We start from the raw sequence: 19,449 nt of genomic DNA, 5'->3' as shown, positions 1-19,449 counted from the left end.
TTAAATAACGAGATAGGTAACTGATGAACCGTTATCCTTTATGGAAATATATACTAGTATTGGTAGTGCTAGTGATTGGCATTATTTATACAGTCCCCAACTTCTTTGGTGATTCGCCAGCCGTTCAGGTGTCGAGTGCGAACATTACTAAGAAAGTCGATTTAAATACCCAGAAACAAATTGAAACGATTTTGGCGAATAACCATATTGAACCTTTGGGTATTTATTATCAAAGTAATAACAACGTGGGTACGATACATGTGCGTTTTTCAGATACGGATACGCAAATACGTGCCAGAGATTTGCTTCAAAGCACTTTAAATGCTAATTCAGAAACACCAGACTATACGGTCGCTTTGAATTTATTAACAGCCACGCCTGATTGGTTAACAAGCTTGGGGGCCCATCCTATGTATCTCGGTTTGGACCTTCGTGGCGGGGTGCATTTCTTATTGCAAGTGGATATGCAAGGTGCTTTGGATGCGGCGTACAATTCTTTGTTGATTGAGTTAAGAACAACGCTCAATAACCAAAAAATTCCCGTGAATAATATTTCCAAAAACGGTTCATCATTAGTGTTAAGTTTCTCAAATGCTTCTGATCGTGATAAGGCATTAGCTGTGTTGCGAAACAGAGCGACAGAGTTGACTTTCATGCCCTCTGATGCAGATGGTAGAGCTTTATTGACGGCGGAAATGACCCCTTCGCAAAGTCAGCATATTCGTGAAAATGCGTTAAAACAAAATATTCAGACATTACACAATAGAATTAACGAATTGGGGGTCGCTGAACCTATTATCCAACAACAAGGATCTGACCGAATTGTCGTGGAATTGCCAGGTATTCAGGATGTTGCTAAAGCAAAAGATATTCTTGGACGTACGGCCACATTAGAACTTCGTTTGGTCGATGATTCCGTGACGGCTCGTTCGGCTTTATTGAATGGCACCGTGCCTTTTGGTTTACAAGCCTTTAAAGATACGAATGGCACAACGGTGTTGGTTCGTCGTCAAGTGTTGTTAACAGGTGAAAACCTAGAAAATGCACAATCAGGTCGCAATGCTCAAACTGGAGAACCAACGGTAAATCTTACTTTAGATTCCAAAGGGGCACGTATTTTCAGAGATGTCACACGCGATAATATTAATAAACGTTTGGCGATTATCTTGTTTGAAAACGGCGTAGGACAGGTCGTAACAGCACCCGTGATTAGAAGCGAAATTCCTAATGGTCAGGTTGAGATCTCTGGTAGTATGACGGCCCAACAAGCGGCTGATACGGCCTTATTGTTACGAGCAGGTTCGTTGGCCGCACCGATGCATATTATTGAAGAAAGAACAATCGGTCCTCAATTAGGTGCAGAGAACATCAAAAAAGGCTTTGATTCTACCTTGTACGGCTTTATTGCTATCGTGATCTTTATGTTGATTTACTACCATTTGTTTGGTGTATTTTCATCGGTTGGCTTGGCCTTAAACGTCCTATTATTGTTAGCTGCGTTATCTTTATTGCAAGCAACATTAACGCTTCCAGGTATCGCGGCCATTGCTTTAACACTAGGGATGGCCATTGATGCGAACGTGTTAATTAATGAAAGGATTCGTGAAGAATTAAGAGCAGGTTTGAGTCCTCAACAAGCTATTAATATCGGTTTTGACCGTGCTTGGGGAACCATCTTGGATTCTAACTTAACATCATTGATCGTGGGGGTTGCGTTACTTGCTTTTGGTACTGGCCCTATTCGAGGCTTTGCGGTAGTGCATGTCTTGGGTATTTTAACTTCTATGTTCTCAGCTGTCGTCGGTGTTAGAGCATTAGTAAATTTATGGTATGGTAGCCGTAGAAAATTGAAGAATTTGTCTATTGGTACGGTTTGGAACCCTGATGCAGAAAAGAAATAGGTAGGTAAAATATTATGGAATTATTCCGTATTCGTAAAACCATTCCGTTTATGAAGCACGCTTTGGTGTTGAATATCATTAGCGTGATCACATTCATATTAGCGGTGTTTTTTATTGCCACTCGTGGTTTTCATTTGTCTATTGAGTTTACGGGTGGAACGGTCATGGAAGTGCAATACGCACAAACAGCTGATCTAGAAAAAATTCGTGCTGAAATTGGCAAGTTAGGATACAGCGATTATCAAGTACAAAACTTTGGTACCTCAAAAGACGTGATGATCCGTTTGCCTGTGCCTAAGACAGAAACAACCGCTGAACAGGGTGACAGAGTATTGGAGGCTCTAAAAACAGTAGATCCCTCTGTCCAGATGACGCGTGTGGAGTTTGTGGGTCCTCAGTTTGGGAATGAGTTGTTGATCAATGGTCTGAAAGCGTTTGCTTTTGTGGCGATTGGCATTATTCTTTACTTGGCGATTCGATTTGAATGGAAGTTCGCGGTAGCTGGCGTAATTGCTAACTTGCACGACGTGGTCATTATTCTTGGGTTCTTTGCATTTTTTCAGTGGGAATTTTCTTTATCTGTTTTGGCAGGTGTATTAGCGGTACTGGGTTACTCTGTGAACGAATCAGTGGTGATCATGGACCGTATCCGTGAGAATTTCCGCAAACAAAGAAAAATGTCTGTAAAAGACACCATCGATTCTTCGATTACGCAAACCATTTCTCGTACAGTGATTACACACGCTTCTACGCAGATGATGGTGTTATCGATGTTATTTTTCGGTGGTCCGACATTACATAATTTCGCATTAGCGTTAACCATTGGTATTTGGTTTGGTATCTATTCATCTGTGTTTGTAGCTGCTGCCTTAGCAATGTGGTTTGGCGTTAAACGTGAAGATTTAATTAAAAAGCCAAAACCAAAAGATGATCAAACGGCCGAGGCGATGTAATCGTCGCATGGTTTTTTTCCTTCATTGATGAGATCAAGCGACTCGTGTATTGGGTCGCTTTTTTATTAAAAATATATGATAGAGGTAATATATGAATCAAGATAATCAAAAATGGGTAACTGAAAGTGATCAAGCAACGATTGAGCATATTTTGAGTCGTTTTCATGATGTCCATCGTCAACAGTTAGATGAGATCATGGCGTTAGCACAGTCTGATGCTGTGGTGGATAAATTACCAAACGGCTTGATTCCTTTATTACAGCACATTCATATGGATTTATTAAATCATATGATGAAAGAAGAGCAAGTGCTATTTCCTATGATTTTAGCGGGTGCAGGGGCCAGAGCTAGTATGCCCATTACGGTGATGAAACATGAACATGCTGATCATGAATCAGCACTGACCCAATTAGACGAACTGACGCATCATTTTACCGTTTCGGACTCGTCCTGTACTGAGTTGAAAAATTTATATCAGTTGTTAGCAACATTCTCACAAGATTTAAAACAACATATTGATTTAGAGAATAATGTTTTATTTGAACGTACGTTAAATAAGCATTAAAAAGAACATCGCACAACAATCGCCGATATGCTCGTAGAGCGAGTGTTTAAGCGGTTATCATAAAAAAGCCCATCATGCATCGATGGGCCTTTTTTCGTCTCGTATAAAATTCATACTCACTTCAAAAAGTCTGATTACTTTTGTTCAGGGAGTCGATAAAGTTGGTTTTTGTACATATAGCTACCAAATAAAGCATAAGCAAGTGCTTCGTTTTGCAGATCGGATGATAAGCTAGTCGGAGTAAGGGTTTCACGACTTTTATCATACACAAAACCTTGGGCAGGGACTTTGGGTTTCATGATCACCACATCCTTTCCAGACATGAATGCTTGTGTTTGGTCGTACTGCATAATGGCACGGTTAGGATCCACGTCTTTGGTAAGATCAAAACCAATCATAGGATAAGTCGCGTTAATACCCGCTAGAGATAGTAAAGTAGGGGGTATATCAATTTGACTGACTAATCGTGGATCGCGTTTGACAGGAACATCCTTGCCAAGAATCAAAGCGGGAATATGAAAATGCTTGATAGGAACAAGCGTTTCACCAGCCACTCGAGAATCATGATCCGCAATAATAATAAAGATGGTGTTATCCCAATAATTCGATGATTTGGCTAATTTGAAAAAATGTCCTATGGCATAATCAGCATATTTCGCCGCGTTGCGACGGGTTTGTTTAGGTTGTTCGTAAAGCTCGATTTTTCCATCAGGAAACTCAAATGGGTCATGGTTACTTGAACTAAACACTAAGGCAAAAAAAGGTTGGTTTTTTGCAGCTTGCTCCGTAAAGTAATCATGAGCTTTGTCAAATAAATCTTCATCGCTTACGCCCCAAGTGGCTTTAAACTTAGGGTTGGGGTAGTCGTTTTCATCAATGACGGTTTGAAATCCATTGCCATAAAAGAAACTGGCCATATTATCAAAGTGTTTCTCGCCACCATAAATAAAGGTTGTTTGATAACCTTGATTTTTAAGTAACTCGGCGATGGTAAAAAAATTGCGTTGGCTCTTTTCTAGTTTTACCACTGCACGAGCGGGTGTTGGCGTAAAACCTGTCATGACCGCTTCAATCCCACGAACAGATCGCGTTCCCGTTGCATAAATATTTTCAAATAACCAACCTTGTTGAGACAGTTCATCAAAGTTAGGGGATAAAGGTAAACCTCCTAAGGCACCGATAAACTGGGCCCCTAGACTTTCTTGTAGAAGTATCACAATGTTTCTAGGTTTGCCCTGATAGCTAGCAGGATTGACGCTCAATGTCGGTAAGTTAGGATCGATATAATCTTCATTGGAACGATAATTGTGTTTTTTCAATATCTGGAACATTTCTTGGGCAGACATTTTTCCGTATTGGGTAGATGAATGTTCTTCATCTTTGAGCTGTTGAACAGCATATAACACGGAATAACCAGAATTAAGTACCAAAGAATTGACTAATGGATCAGGTGAAAAGGCGACCATGGCGGGATTGATGCCTCGGTGTCCTAGACTGGATCTGGCCCCTAAAAAAGCAATGACAATAATCAGCACACTGACAATAGGTTGCCATTTCCATGAGATGGGATGTACCTCTTTACAAGCCCATTTCGCGATTTTCCAATACACATAAATACTCAACAGCAAAGAAAGGCTGCTTAATATAACAGCGGTTAAGTGTCCGTGAGTAAGCATAGTAAAGACTTCTTTGGGGTACAAAAGATACTCGACAAATAGACGATTAGGTCTAAAATCATAGGTTTCGATAAAAGCAGGTGTGCTGACTTCCATGAAAAGGATAAAAACACTGCTAATCGTTAACCAAAGAGACAAGATGTAGCGCCAGACTTTACCAATAAGACGGTTTGGATAAAACAACAATACGCTTAATAAGGCAGGAACACCATATAGATAGCACATTGATACGATGTCGATTCGCCACCCTTGAATAATGAGGTTTGTCCAGCCTTGCACTTGATTGACGCGTTCGGCTTGCCAAATAGATAAACCTAGTCTGAATGCGGTCAAAACGATTAGGTTTATCAAAATAAAAACAAAAATGGGGAATAAAACAGATTTTGATTTTTTTATCATGGGATTAATAACCTCGTAATCCAGACACCGTCATGTTATCAGGATAGGTAACTGTAAATTTTTGTATCACTTCCTTTTGGGATCCAGCAGGCAATGTCACCGTTTCTTGATACTCATTTATCCAGTTGACTTCTGATGTATCAGCCGATTCTTTTTGTTCAACGTGTCCCAACTTAATGTTTTTGGGGATAATGGGCGTGACTTTAATTCGTTCATCCGAAGAAATAGGTAACACCAAGTTTAAGGTTAAGTTTACTTCTTTAGACAACGTGTTCTGTAATTGGTATCGGTATTCATAAGTAACGGTGTATTGTTTACCTGTTTTCTTGGTTTGTACGTTTTTCTGCGTTTTGAGTGAAATGCGATTATCAATACCTAATAAAATACTCAGTTCACCGCCTTTTGCTGTGTTTTCAATATAAGAGGAAGATAGGTATTGGTGATTGATATACGTATCTAACATCCCCGCATAAATAGGCTGTTCAAGGGGTTTGCGGGCAATGAGAAATACATTTTGGTTTTGCATCGGCCATGCTTGATACGAAATCTTGGCTTGAGTATTGATGTCGTCTTTCAATAATAATTGTGTCAAACCCGTGTTAATGCTTTGTGGCCCATCGATCTGAATATCAGATGATACCCATGTTTCCTTGGTTTTGACCTCGTATGCATGTGATTCAGGAGCATTATCAGAAGAGTCCGCACTGAATTTTGCCATCTTTACCATGCGAGTAGCTTGAATGAGGTTGTTATTGTTTGCTTCGCGTAGTTCCCAACGATAGTTTTGGGGAATATAACTCGCTAATGTAGCGGTAGAAAAGTTGATCGACGCATCTGGATAATCGATGCTTTCATTATTGATCAAAGCGTATGAATAAAAGTTCAAATGATCTTGGGAAAAAGAGGCTAAATAATGCGGTTGCCAAGAAATTTTATCATCGATGTATGAAAACAAAAAATGACGTTCGTTTAATGCCTTATCCGTTTGCAACGTGATTAGAATTTGTTTAGCAAGCAGGCGTTTTTGCAGTTCATTATACGTTTCATACTCTTTTTCTAATGAGTCTTCAATCTCATTTAACAGTTTTTGGCGATCCTTAAAAATGTTGGTGAAATCTTTTTGATCAATAGGGGATGTCAAAATTAATGCACGTTGATTATCTAAATTTTTAATGCGTTGATTCACCGCTTTAATTTCTTTATCTAATTCCCCATCCTTGTTTTGTTCGAGTACTTCTTTTTTTAGGATTTTTACCCCATCGATGGGTTGGATGTAAAGATTGGTGGGTTTGATAGTACTGGGGATATTGGTTAATCGAATGGTGTGAACACCTTTCTCCAAACTGATGCTTTTTTCGAGATTGATCTGAGCATTTTGAGAAAAGATCGTGATTTGAGCATGATGATTGTCGATGAACACGTCTTTTGCCATCGTTTGAGTTGAGATGAATAGTGATAATGTAAGACTAAGGGGGAAAAACTTTTTCATAGGATAGACGGTAAAAGTTAAATTGATTGCCTATTATATAAGTCTTTGTGTTTTAAAGGTTAAAAAATAAAATCAAAAATAATTTTTTGGTATTGCAAATGATAATGATTCTCATTATAATGTAAATATTCACACATTGATTGGGAGTTGAAAAATGAATGATGCAAAAAACGCATTGGTGGTAGGAGCGGATAGGTTAGGGAATATTCCTGATTTGCTGAAAAGTCATCAGATTGCCATACGCCAGCATATTAGTGGTCGTGACCCAGCTCATCAGAAAAAAACACTGAATTTGCCTAGTGGTACGCACTTAGTGATTTTGCTGACGGACTTTTTAGGGCATAACGTGATGAAATCGTTTAGAAATGCTGCTCAGAAAGCAGGGGTTCCTGTATTGGTTTGTAAACGATCGGTCAGCAGTGTTCACCAAGCTTTGACTCAGAATGGATTTGCTTGATGAAGTAAAAGAAGTCTGGTGCTCAAAGACAGAAGCGTAAGAGATGTGGGTGATGGCCAGAGACGGGGAGTGAGTCTGGAGCTGGTGATGGCGTGTCACAGGAGGATGAACGGAGGTGGAGCGGTGACACCTTGTTTATTCGTGCATGGTTTGCGATGGGAGTGAGTCAAGAGCAAGTGATGGCGTGCCACGTGAGGATGAACGGAGGTGGAACGGTGGCATCTTGTTTATTCGTGCGTGGTCTGAGATAGAGAGTGAGTCTGGAGCTGGTGATGGCGTGTCACAGGAGGATGAACGGAGGTGGAGCTGTGGCACTTGTTTATTCATGCATGGTCTGCGATGGGAGTGAGTCAGGAGCTGTTGATGGTGTGTCACAGGAGGATGAACGGAGGTGGAACGGTGGCACCTTGTTTATTCATGCATGGTCCGCGATGGGAGTGAGTTAGGAGGCGGTAATTTCATCGTTTGAAAGAGAATAATAAAAGGCAATACTTTCAGGTAAGAAAAACAGAGTCTAGAAATGTCTTTTTTATCAGTGGGTTGTATGCGTGTTTTGGAATGAAATGGCCCAGATTCAGGCATTTTGCTTAGGAAAATATTTCAAATGCTGAAATATTATTGGTGTTAAGGACTTATTTTTCCTTGTTTTTGTGAACAAAGCTGTATAAAATAAACGCTGAAATGAAGATTGTTGACGAGTTGTACGAGAATTATGTTAAGAAGAAAGATGAAAAAAACATTATTGAGCAGAATGCTATTTGCTTCTGTATTTGCTATGGTGACAGCGGTAAATGCTTATGCAGCACCTGCTACTACGTCTGCACCCGCCACGAAAAAAACAGTAACGAAGAAAGCATCATCTAAGAAAACGAAAGCGTTGAAAGTATCGAAGCATTCTGTTACGACTAAGGTATCTAAGCACAAGACGGCAAGTGTATCGAAGAAATCGACTACGAAGAAAAAAGTCGTGGTCATGAATGATGTCGCATCGAAAAAAGAGTCGATTGACGAGAAAATGAAGCATATTGAACCGTTGAAACTAACGATGAATATGCCTGTACCAGCGACTTTGACTGAGCCAGATCCGCTAAAAGATTTTGCCATGGCTAAAAAGCTTGATTTAACAGCTGAATCAGAGCGTCAGAGAGAGTCAGAATTAGGACAGACTCTAGCTTATGCTGCATTGGACCATTTAGGTATCCGTTATCGTTTTGGTGGTACCAGTCCTGCAGGTGGGTTTGATTGCAGTGGTTTGATTTATTACACAGTGAATAAGTCTTTAGGTGTGAAACTTCCAAGAACAGCAAGAGTGATGGCAACGATTGGAGAGAAAGTTTCTCGTGAAGACCTACAACCTGGCGATTTGGTATTCTTTAATACACGTGGACACCGTAATTCGCATGTGGGTATTTACCTTGGCGATAACCAGTTCATTCACGCACCTCGTACAGGTAGAAATGTCAGCATTGAAAGCTTAAATTCTTCGTATTGGATTAAGCATTACAATGGTGCAAGACGTATCACAAAAGAGTTAGCTGCTCGCTAAACTTTCATCTAATCTCACTAGGAAACCGTTTATGCTTGATGTAAACGGTTTTTTTTATGCTTATTTCTTTTATAAGCGATCATAATTCATCTCTTATCTGCTCCCATCCTTGTTATGACGATTTGCCATATAAAGAGAGAGGATATAAGGATGTTTCGCGCCTAGATACAAGCCGTCAATATGACGATGTGCCATATAAAGAGAGAGGGTATAAGGATGCTAACGAACGGTCCGATTCTCCAGAAAAAATAAATAGTACACAGCGTGATGGCACCATGCACGAAGATCAAAACAACCGTGTAATGAAGCTAACAAAGGACAACATCGATCAACCTCACAGATGACCAGAGGAAAATTCAGATCATCAAGCTTCGATGTTAACAGGTGGTTTGGGTGCTTTGACACGGATTCTTAACCAGAAAAAATAAATGGTACACAGTGCGATGGCACCATGCACTAAGACCAAAGCAAGCACGTAACTTAGACTACCAGAGGAAATCCAACTGCGAGCCAAGTTAATCACATTCATGTAAATCAAAGCGAGTAAGCCAGCAATGATCAATGCCCCAGATTTACCTATTCTGGGATTAACCGCTCCTAATGGAATCGCTAAAAACGATAGAATAATGGCGGCGATAGGGATGCTAAGACGATAAAAAAGTTCGGCATCCGAACGAGCATGATGATCGTTAAAAAGTAGCAGACTAGGGCGTGCTTTAATTTGGTTTTGAATAACGTTATTGACTTGATTTTGCTGTTCTGCCGCGTCTGGATTAGAAACACGAATCGTGTATTGATCAAACGCAATCGTCCTAAATTCGGCGGTATCAGCTTGCGTATCATAACGGGTACCCTCACCTAATTGGACCAATCTTTCGCCTGCATCATTAGTCAAAATACGAGCATTTTTGGATAGAATGATAGAGTACCAACCAGGTGAATGAATGCGAGCAAATACCTGTCCCATATCATCTGTACTATTTTTGGGGGGTTCGATGAACACGACTTTGTCTCCCCCGCTTACTTCAATAAACTGTCCCAAAGCGACTTTAGAAATTTCAGAACGATTTTGGAAACGAACACGGTACTCACTGATTTGTTGTTGAGACCAAGGGGTAGCAAAAAGCGTTAGTAGGGTAATCAAAATAAAAAGAGGTAGCGTGACTCTTAATGTGGGTTTAATAAAATCAATCGTGGAGACACCACTGGAAAACCACACCATCATTTCGTGATCGCGATAATTGCGAGAAATGGTCATGATCACGCCTAGAAATAAAGATAAAGTCAATAGGGTGGGAACCGCCGCAATGACGGCCAATGAGGATAAGGCAAATACTAAATCTGCACCAATTGCCCCTTGTGTTGCTTGACCTAGTAAACGTACTAACAGTACACTAATCCAAATAATGGTTAACGTACAAAATACCATGCTCGTATGACTGATAATTTCATTTGAGACAGAACGTTTAAATAAGGACATAATGGTTCTAAATTGATACAATAAAATCGGTTTATAAAAGGATAAACATCATGCAATTCAACACAAAACTTAGTACAAAACCTTTAGAATTTAACACTCATGCTTTATTCGTTGGCGTGTATAAAGATGCTTTGAATACCAATGCCCAAGGAATTGAAGCGATTGGTGAGCATATTATAGCCTTGAAAGGGGAGTTTAAGGCAAATATTGGCGAAACATTGGTATTGAGAAATCTCTCTGGTATTAAAGCAAAACGTGTGGTTTTGGTAGGATTGGGCGATCAGGCAAATTACAACATTAATTCATTGCAGAAAGCATATGAAAGTGTGAGCCGTTATGCGAATGCTGCTTCTTTGGAAAAGATTGCTGATACGATTATTCAGGAAAGCATTGAGGGAGTCAGCATGGCGGAACGAGCAAAATTAGCTGCTCGTTATTTAGAGTTGGGTAATTATCGTTATGATACAAGCTTTAGTAAAGCACATAAACCATCAGCACCCACTTTGTCTCAGGTAACGTTTATGGTTCCTAGAGATGAGGCTGAAACCGTGCAACAAGCCGCTCAGATGGGACAAGCGGTGGCGTTAGGACAGAATTTTGCAAAACAATTAGCCAATCTACCAGGTAATTATGCAACGCCGAGTTATTTGGCCCAACAGGCATTAGCTTTGGGTAAAACATATAAATCCATTAAAGTTGAGGTGCTAAAACGTAAACAAATCGAAGCCTTGAACATGGGGGCGTTTTTGTCGGTTGCAGCAGGTAGTGAACAAGAACCACGTTTTCTCGTGTTGAAGTATTTTGGTAAAAGTGGGGCTAAAGCGAATAAGCTAAAACATCCTTACGTCTTGGTGGGCAAAGGGGTGACATTTGATTCGGGCGGTATCTCGTTGAAACCTGGTTTGGGAATGGATGAGATGAAGTTTGATATGGGTGGTGCAGCTTCTGTATTAGGCACGATTAAAGCGGTAGCAGAAATGAAACTTCCTATTGATCTGGTGGTATTGGTGCCTGCCACAGAAAATATGCCAAGTGGTCGTGCAACGAAACCGGGTGATGTGGTGACCAGTATGTCTGGCTTGACGATTGAAGTATTGAATACTGATGCGGAAGGACGTTTGATTTTGTGTGATGCATTAACTTATGCTAAACAGTTTAAACCCAAGTTAGTTATCGATGTGGCGACTTTAACGGGGGCTTGCGTGATTGCCTTGGGTAATGAATTAAGCGGTTTGTATGCGAATGACGATGCCTTGGCTCAGGAATTGTTAGCGGCAGGTAAAGCAACAAGTGATCGAGCTTGGCATATGCCTTTGGAAGAAAGCTATCACGAATTACTGAAAAGTAATTTTGCAGATCTTCAGAACATTGGCGGTCCAGCAGGCGGTTCCATTACGGCAGCTTGTTTCCTATCTAAGTTTGCAACGGATTATACATGGGCTCATTTGGATATTGCGGGTACGGCTTGGACAAAAGGATCCCAAAAAGGTGCGACAGGTCGTCCAGTGCCTTTATTAGTGCAGTTCTTGGAAAATCAGTTGAAATCTGAATAGTATGTCTCGAGTGTATTTTTTGTTTGGCGTTCCCGATCGTTTTGTTCAAGCGAGTAAAACGATCGCAAAACGTGTTAGTGAGGGAGAAAGGGTCATTGTTTATTGTCCTGGCAAAGCTCGTGAAGATAAACTCCAACGTATTTTGTGGAATATGGAGGGAGATTTATTTTTACCTTTGATTGATGTCAATGAGCCAGAACCCGCACCAAACGTGAAAAAACATGCTAAATTATTACTGTGTCATCAGTTTGAAAATATAGATATTCGACCAGAGGATTGGTTGTTGAATCTATCGAATGAAATACCACCTTGTTTTGAGAAATTTTCAAAAGTCATGGAGATTGTCTCAACTGTGGAACAAGACATAGAGAATGCAAGAAATCGATGGCGAAACTATAAACAAGCCCAACACCAGATGAAATCCATGAAATATGATGAACTGGCAGCGGGTAATTAATGGTTAATTTCCAACGCGAGACAAAACAGGTGTGAACTTGTGATGAATGTGTTGGTTTAGATTCCAACGCGAAACAAAGCGGGTGTAAACTTGTGATGAATGTGTTGGTTTAGATTCCAACGCGAGACAAAGCGGGTGTGAACTTGTGATGAATGTGTTGGTTTAGATTTCAACGCGAGACAAAGCAGGTGAGAACTTGCGATGAATGTGTTGGTTTAGATTCCAACGCGAAACAAAGCAGGTGTGAACTTGCGATGAATGTGTTGGAGTGGGTTTAGTTTTTTGGCATAAACTTTTTTTGATGTGCTGAATAATATTTTTTTATAAGGAGGTCAATATGTCTGCATTTGAACCTAATTACTCGCCGACGGTGTCTGCGGGATCGATGAACAAGGTATTACGTAATACATTATGGATGCTTGCTTTGTCGCTTCTTCCAACGGTTGTGGGAGCAGCAGTAGCCATTCATTTTCAGTTGTATTACTACATGACGGGCATTATGTTTGTCATCGTCTTTTTTGCTTCAATGTTTGGTCTTTTTTATTTGATCAATGCGAATAAAGATAATGCGTTAGGCGTGGTATTTTTATTGCTGTTCACGTTTATTGAGGGGGTGATGTTATCGGGTGCGTTAGCATCGGTGCAGACACTTCCAAATGGCGGTGAGATTATTTTGTTGGCCTCGTCAGGTACGTTTGCCATTTTTATAGTGATGTCTTTGATCGCTACGGTTACTAAGAAAGATCTTTCATCATGGACATCGTTTTTAACGATCGGTGTGGTGTTACTGATTGTAATGGCGATTGCGAATATGTTCTTGCACATGAGTGCCTTGAGTTTAGCGATTTCTGCGATAGCATTGTTGGTATTCTCTGCATTTCTTTTGATTGATATGCAAAGAGTGATTCGTGGTGGTGAGACAAACTACGTCATGGCAACATTGTCTATTTACCTAGATTTGATAAATATTTTCCTTGCATTGTTAAATATTTTATCTGCTTTAAATCGTCGTTAATTAATATACTTCAAAGTCTGAACTCCTTATTTGATGGTGTTTATCATTGAAAAGGAGTTCAGATTTTTTGTTTGTCTAAAAAGAAAATTCAACATTCCATTTATTTAAATAAGCCTTTCAAAAGTGGCTGGATACCTCAAGCACGTTCAAATAAAGAGTTCAAAAATGATGAGAGGTTGAGGGCGAGAGATGTTTCTTGATTCTTGAGATGATGAACCTAGACGCAGGAGATGTTTCTCGAGATGATGAACCCCAAAAGCTGTTTAGAATCGATTTAATCAACGGCTTTTTTTATTTATCCGTATATTCCACGTAACAAGGGTTTATTTTGTTTTACAATAGAATGATTCAAGGAAGCGACTATGGTGCGTAAACCTTTGCTAAAAATCGGTTTAACAGGTGGTATTGGATCAGGAAAATCCACAGTGGCTGATAGTTTGCAAAAAAAAGGAATATTGATCATTGATGCGGATCGGATTTCACGTGAGCTAACGGGGAAAAATGGTCGAGCATTGGCACAAATTAAAGCGACGTTTGGAGAAAAATCTGTTGTTGAAACGGGCATGAATCGAGATTATATGAGAGGATTGATTCTTTCAGATAATACTCAGAAATGGCGACTGGAACAGATATTGCATCCGATGATTCGTAAAGAGATGCAAGAATGCTATGAACATGCTGATACGGCATATGTGGTGTTTGATATTCCTTTACTGATTGAATCCATAGATCGGTACAAAGATTTTTTTGATCATATCTGTGTGGTTGATTGTGATCCGGAAACTCAGATAAACAGAGTGATGGCAAGAAGTCATTACAGCCGTGATCAGGTCATGAAAATTATTGCTTTACAGGCACCAAGGACAAAAAGACTTGAGTATGCGGATGCGGTAATTCATAATGATCAGGAAGTAACCCTTTTGCAACTTGAAGAACAAGTGAATGCCTTGCATGAACGTTGGTTGCATGAATCATCTAAAAAAGAGGGATAATTTTGGTATTATTTGAATTTTCTTTGATAGAGCGTGTACGTTCATTAATTCGATTAGAAGCGTTATTTGAACGACTTTTGGAACTTTCAAAACAACAAGACCCTTTAATGCAACAAGTCGCCATTAAAGTTCTGTTTGAACTGGTTGATGCGTGTGAACGAGCAGAGATACGTTCTGGTTTAATGCAAGAAATAGATAAACAAAAACAAAGTATCGAGGCGTATCGAGGATGTGAGGGGGTCAATGATACCGCGATTGATAAGGCGATTCATCGATTACAAACTGTTGCAGATAAATTAACAGAATGTGAACGATTAGGGCAGTCGGTTCGAGATAATAAATGGCTGATTCAAGTGCGTAATCGATTCTCAAGTTTTGGATTTGCAACACCCGCTGAAGTGCCTGTTTATTATCTTTGGCAAACCACACCAGTTCAAGAACGCATGGATATGCTCAATACATGGATTGTTCCTTTATTACCGCTATATAATGCCATCAAATTATTATTAGAAAATTTGAGAAATTCCGCACCAATGGTTGAGATGGTATCTAAAGCAGATGGCACTTATTGTGAGGTTTTAAAAGGTAAATCTTACCAATTAGCAAGGATCCAGATTTCTGGCTCATTGAGAATTTATCCTGAGTTGACCGCCAATAGACATATGATGTCTGTTTCTTTTAAATGCCTAGATGAACGTTTGGAAAGTGATTTTGCACGACAAAAAATACCATTCCAAATGGCCTTATGTCATTTATAAAACAGATTGCCTATAAGTGTCCCTCTGATCTTTGTTAATCCGCTTGTTGGCGAGCTTCTAGCACTTCCCATCGTTGCATGAGTTTTAAAATGTTGTGTTCAATCTCAGTGATTTGGTGTTGAATGCGAGTGACGGTTTCCATTCCAAATGACCTTATGTCATTTATAAAAAGATTGCTGATAAGTGTCCCTCTGATCTTTATTAATCCGCTTGTTGGCGAGCTTCTAGCACTTCCCATCGTTGCATGAGTTTTAGAATGTTGTGTTCAATCTCAGCGATTTGGTGTTGAATGCGAGTGACGGTTTCCATTCCTTCTGGGGTTTCATAAAGTTCAGGATTCGATAATTCTTCACTTAAAGCCATTTGTTGGTTTTCTAATTCAGTGATTTTCTCAGGAATTTGAGCTAATTCCTTTTCTTCGTATTGACCTAATTTTTTGGTTTTAGGGCGGGAGATTCTATCGTGAGTGGTAGAAGTCTGAGGTTTAGCAGGTGTTGGCGAGGAGGTCGGTTCGCTTAAATGCGCCATGACATTATCCCAATCCACGCCGACAAAATCTTTCCAAACGCCTTGTCCTTGGTACACAATAGACTGAGTAACCACGTTTTCAAGGAATGTTCTATCGTGGCTGACGATAATAACGGTACCTTGATATTCTTGAATAAGCGTTTCTAATAACTCTAATGTCTCAATATCCAGATCGTTCGTGGGTTCGTCCATCACGAGGACATTAGCGGGGCGAGCAAATAGTCTTGCCATCAGTAATCTAGCTCTTTCACCACCCGATAAGCTGGAAACAGGGGAATTCGCACGAGCAGGAGAGAATAAAAAATCTCCTAAATAACTCATGATATGTTTGCGTTCATTCCCAATCTCCACCCATTCGCTTCCAGGATTAATTACCTCGCAAAGTGTGGCATGTTCGTCTAATTGATCGCGCATTTGATCAAAGTAAGCAATATTTAAATTCGTGCCTAACCTGATTTTGCCTTGGTCGGGTGGGATCTTGCCTAAAATGATATGGATTAACGTGGTTTTGCCTACGCCATTAGGGCCGATGATCCCAATACGATCTCCTCGCATAATCGTGGTGCTGTAATCCTGAATAATGGTTTTTGACCCATAAGATTTAAAAATGTGTTGTAATTCGGCTACTAATTTTCCGCTACGTTCACCACTGTCGATCATAAAGCTGACATTGCCGATACGTTCGCGTCTTTGGGAACGTTCTAAACGTAACGCTTCTAATCGTCGCACACGCCCCTCATTACGCGTACGACGCGCTTCAATGCCTTTTCGAATCCATACTTCTTCTTGGGCAAGAAATTTATCAAACTTCGCGTTTTGTTGTGCTTCGGCTTCTAACCAAGCCATTTTGCGTTCTTGCCACTGGGTATAGTTACCAGGAAAACTATGTAGTGTACCTCTATCTAATTCGATAATGCGATCAGTGATGGCATCTAAGAATCGACGATCGTGAGTAATGACCATTACCGCCCCAGAAAAGGTTTGTATCATCTGTTCTAACCAAAGAATTCCCTCTAAATCTAGGTGATTGGTTGGTTCGTCTAATAGTAATAATTCAGGTTGGTTGATAAAGGCTTTGGCTAATGCAATTCGTTTTTTGGTGCCGCCAGATAATCCCGAAATCAAAGCGTTTTCATCAAGACGAAGCTGATCAATAAGGGTTTTCGCTCGAGCCCCTTTTGACCAATCTTCTTGTTCTTGCATTCCCTCACTCAATACTTCATAAATAGTTTGGTTTTCAGGCAGTACGGGTTCTTGTTCAACGGTCAAGGTGTGTAACCCTGCACTAAAAATGACTTCGCCATCATCTACTTGAATTCTTTTGTCAAGAATCTTGAGTAGGGAGGATTTGCCTGCACCATTTCGGCCAATTAATCCGATTCGTTCCATGCTAGAGATGGAAAGATTGGCGTGATCTAAGAGGGGATGGTGGCCAAAGGCTAATGAAACATTATTTAAAGTAATGAGTGTGGACATAATAAATTGAAAAAGCAAACTATAAAGTATATTTTAATAGATTAGCGGTGTACAATGAAGATGTGGAGGAAGTTGGGCAATCGCGAGATGTTAAATTTCGAGGAACGTCCGGACTCCAAAGGACGGGATAGCGGCTAACAGCCGTCAGGTCATGAAAATGACTTAGGAATAGGGCCACAGAGACGAGACTGATATAAGGGCTGGTATATACTGGCTCCCATACGGCGACTCCGTATGGCGAATAACTACCTGGGCGTTATATTAGGGTGAAACGCGGTAACCTCTATCTGGAGCAACATCAAGTAGGCATAGAGCCTTTGGCAAGAGTGGTCCGCTCTATCTATGCGGGTAGATGGCTCTGAGCTTGTTAGTAATAATAAGCCTAGATGAATGATTGCCAGCCTTAGGGCTTACAGAATCCGGCGTATAGACTTTCTCCACACCTTGACTTCAAAGGTTTTATTCAACGGTCAATCACTTAACGACGCATCTTTTCCCCAAGCACGGTAGTAGAGTAACCCTCATTTATACCCTCATCGAGTGATGATTTATCCCAAGCAAGGGTAGTGGGATGAGAATATCTGTATTTGTTGATACTCCTGATCCATCGTGGATTGTCGCGGATAGATTTGCTGTTTTTGATGTGTGAAGAATGTTTGGTAAACGGAAGTGGGTGGTTAAGGTATTATTTTTATAGATATAAAAACGAGAATACGACTAAAATAAAGGGTGGGCCTTTTTGATTTTAAAAATATTTATTAAAAACAATTAGGTATAGATAGTCAGTGGCGCCCCCAGCGAGACTCGAACTCACAACCCCTCGCTTAGAAGGCGAGTGCTCTATCCAGTTGAGCTATGGGGACGAATTTTTGAATAAGATGCTATTCTAACGAATTTTAAAAGCTTTGACAATCTTAAATAGGTCTTTCATGTAAAATATTAGGCTTATTGATGAAAGATAAAGGTTTGATAAATGGCGGTTAGCAAGGTTTTTTCAGTATTGACGGGATGTTTGGTGCTTGTCTCTATTCCTGTACAGGCACAAGACTCGGTTAATGTGTATGGGGTATTGGATACGGGTTATGCGACTCGTTGGGGAAGTGGTCAACGTTCTGCATCTATGTTCTCTACAAATAGCTACTTGGGTCTTAAAGGTGAGGAAGACTTGGCCAAAGGATTAACGGCTTTTTTTGATTTGCAAATGCCGTTTGATGTGACATCAGGGCGGTCAAAAGGGGCTTTGTTTGAGCGTAAAGCTGTGTTGGGCCTGAAAAATTATGCTTGGGGAAGTATGTCGGTAGGTCGTCAATACACAGTGTTAGATGATTTATTTGCTTCTTTTGATCCCTTTTATCAAACACGTTTATCGCTAGGTGAGACGCTGGATCCGAGTGTTGCTTATGCTTCAGATGCAACATTTAAATACATGACACCTGATGTGAATGGCTTTCAAATGGCTTGGTCTTGGTCAGGACGTGAAAAAGAAAATGGGGTAACAACACGCGGTTCACGCAGTATTGGTATTCATTATGAGCAAAGTGGGTGGTTGGCGTCTTTGGCTTACCAAGAGGATTTAAGCGGTTTTATGCATGCTTGGTATTTGGGTTTGGGGTATGATTTTGATGTGGTAAAACTGACTGCCCTTTATAGTAAAGGAAGAACGCCTCGCACTTCATTATTGGATGCGGTGGACGATTGGCAATCAGGTAAAACTTGGTTAGTCGGTTTAGAATGGCGTTTAGATGAACGTCAATCGCTGAAATTTGCCTATGCTGATACCTTAAAAACACAATATCGTATTCAACAATATCAAGTATCGTATCAACAGTCATTATCTAAACATATCAGTGTCTATGTAGATGGGGATTATCGACGAATGAATACCCCTCACCGTCACTCAACGGGATTGGGTGTGGGGATGAAGTATCGATTTTAGTTCTGTGATTTGATGAGAACTGAGGGTGTAAGTACGCTCTCAAGTAGCACTCTGTGTGCAGGTTTTCTTTTCGGCTGGGACAAGACACTGGATTTGTCAGTCTAAGCTAGCCAATAAGAGAGTCTTTGTGATCTATATAGGGTGTTTTTTATGATGACCTAAATGATATGGTTTGGGTTGTTGTTAGAATGGACAAAAGTCATCCTCGCCACATGCTAAGATATAAAAGTAGATGAATATATTTATTTAACTTCTTGTTGTTAAATAT

15 protein-coding genes, 1 tRNA gene and 1 other RNA gene are annotated in these 19,449 nt (G+C 40.2%); 12 read left to right on the top strand and 5 right to left on the bottom strand.

What is annotated here, in order from left to right; all coding sequences use genetic code 11:
* Positions 1-23: 23 nt before the first annotated feature.
* The 3 genes from secD (at position 24) to IX83_RS06455 (ending at position 3,419) form a co-directional block, all read left to right on the top strand.
* Positions 24-1,901, top strand: coding sequence for a protein translocase subunit SecD (gene secD / locus IX83_RS06465; RefSeq protein WP_038500500.1), 1,878 nt, complete (start codon positions 24-26; stop codon positions 1,899-1,901).
* A gap of 14 nt (positions 1,902-1,915) precedes the next feature.
* Entirely contained in the window at positions 1,916-2,854 is a 939-nt protein-coding gene (secF, locus tag IX83_RS06460; protein WP_038500497.1) for a protein translocase subunit SecF, read from the top strand.
* A 91-nt stretch (positions 2,855-2,945) separates the two neighbouring features.
* Positions 2,946-3,419 carry a hemerythrin domain-containing protein gene (locus IX83_RS06455; RefSeq protein ID WP_038500494.1) on the top strand — a complete coding sequence of 158 codons (474 nt, stop codon included), beginning with the start codon at positions 2,946-2,948 and terminating at the stop codon, positions 3,417-3,419.
* Positions 3,420-3,553: 134 nt separating this feature from the next.
* Here IX83_RS06455 and IX83_RS06450 read toward each other — a convergent pair whose 3' ends face one another.
* On the bottom strand, positions 3,554-5,494 hold the full coding sequence (locus IX83_RS06450) for an LTA synthase family protein (protein WP_038500491.1): 1,941 nt from the start codon (positions 5,492-5,494) through the stop codon (positions 3,554-3,556).
* A 4-nt stretch (positions 5,495-5,498) separates the two neighbouring features.
* The gene (locus tag IX83_RS06445; RefSeq protein ID WP_158074692.1) at positions 5,499-6,926 is read right to left on the bottom strand and encodes a DUF4139 domain-containing protein; all 1,428 of its coding nucleotides are present in this window, start codon (positions 6,924-6,926) and stop codon (positions 5,499-5,501) included.
* 211 nt (positions 6,927-7,137) lie between these two features.
* On the opposite strand from IX83_RS06445, the gene IX83_RS06440 reads away from it, so the two are divergent.
* The gene (locus tag IX83_RS06440) at positions 7,138-7,440 is read left to right on the top strand and encodes a DUF2325 domain-containing protein (protein WP_038500486.1); all 303 of its coding nucleotides are present in this window, start codon (positions 7,138-7,140) and stop codon (positions 7,438-7,440) included.
* 727 nt (positions 7,441-8,167) lie between these two features.
* Positions 8,168-8,986 carry a C40 family peptidase gene (locus IX83_RS08635; protein ID WP_051919437.1) on the top strand — a complete coding sequence of 273 codons (819 nt, stop codon included), beginning with the start codon at positions 8,168-8,170 and terminating at the stop codon, positions 8,984-8,986.
* Between the two features lie 364 nt (positions 8,987-9,350).
* Here the strand turns inward: IX83_RS08635 and lptF are convergent, their stop codons facing one another.
* Entirely contained in the window at positions 9,351-10,466 is a 1,116-nt protein-coding gene (lptF, locus tag IX83_RS06425; RefSeq protein WP_038500480.1) for an LPS export ABC transporter permease LptF, read from the bottom strand.
* Positions 10,467-10,516: 50 nt separating this feature from the next.
* Here lptF and IX83_RS06420 point away from each other — a divergent pair, with 50 nt between their 5' ends.
* The 5 genes from IX83_RS06420 (at position 10,517) to IX83_RS06400 (ending at position 15,241) form a co-directional block, all read left to right on the top strand.
* Positions 10,517-12,019: a leucyl aminopeptidase gene (locus IX83_RS06420; protein ID WP_038500477.1), complete on the top strand. Its 1,503-nt coding sequence runs from the start codon at positions 10,517-10,519 to the stop codon at positions 12,017-12,019.
* A 1-nt stretch (position 12,020) separates the two neighbouring features.
* On the top strand, positions 12,021-12,476 hold the full coding sequence (locus tag IX83_RS08630; protein ID WP_051919434.1) for a DNA polymerase III subunit chi: 456 nt from the start codon (positions 12,021-12,023) through the stop codon (positions 12,474-12,476).
* A gap of 337 nt (positions 12,477-12,813) precedes the next feature.
* The gene (locus IX83_RS06410) at positions 12,814-13,491 is read left to right on the top strand and encodes a Bax inhibitor-1 family protein (protein ID WP_038500474.1); all 678 of its coding nucleotides are present in this window, start codon (positions 12,814-12,816) and stop codon (positions 13,489-13,491) included.
* A gap of 362 nt (positions 13,492-13,853) precedes the next feature.
* On the top strand, positions 13,854-14,483 hold the full coding sequence (gene coaE / locus IX83_RS06405; protein WP_038500471.1) for a dephospho-CoA kinase: 630 nt from the start codon (positions 13,854-13,856) through the stop codon (positions 14,481-14,483).
* 2 nt (positions 14,484-14,485) lie between these two features.
* Positions 14,486-15,241, top strand: coding sequence for a cell division protein ZapD (locus IX83_RS06400; RefSeq protein WP_038500468.1), 756 nt, complete (start codon positions 14,486-14,488; stop codon positions 15,239-15,241).
* 201 nt (positions 15,242-15,442) lie between these two features.
* On the opposite strand, the gene IX83_RS06395 is transcribed toward IX83_RS06400, so the two are convergent.
* On the bottom strand, positions 15,443-17,245 hold the full coding sequence (locus IX83_RS06395) for an ATP-binding cassette domain-containing protein (protein WP_038500464.1): 1,803 nt from the start codon (positions 17,243-17,245) through the stop codon (positions 15,443-15,445).
* 64 nt (positions 17,246-17,309) lie between these two features.
* On the opposite strand from IX83_RS06395, the gene rnpB reads away from it, so the two are divergent.
* An RNA gene (gene rnpB / locus IX83_RS08735) (RNase P RNA component class A) lies at positions 17,310-17,688 on the top strand.
* A 343-nt stretch (positions 17,689-18,031) separates the two neighbouring features.
* Here the strand turns inward: rnpB and IX83_RS06390 are convergent.
* Positions 18,032-18,108: transfer RNA gene (locus IX83_RS06390), tRNA-Arg, on the bottom strand.
* 110 nt (positions 18,109-18,218) lie between these two features.
* Here IX83_RS06390 and IX83_RS06385 point away from each other — a divergent pair.
* Entirely contained in the window at positions 18,219-19,181 is a 963-nt protein-coding gene (locus IX83_RS06385) for a porin (protein ID WP_038500461.1), read from the top strand.
* The last annotated feature ends 268 nt before the right edge of the window (positions 19,182-19,449 follow it).

The organism is Basilea psittacipulmonis DSM 24701, assembly GCF_000743945.1.
Lineage (GTDB): Bacteria > Pseudomonadota > Gammaproteobacteria > Burkholderiales > Burkholderiaceae_B > Basilea > Basilea psittacipulmonis.
The sequence above is the reverse complement of the archived record's forward strand: the minus strand, read 5'-3'. Positions and strand labels throughout refer to the sequence as shown.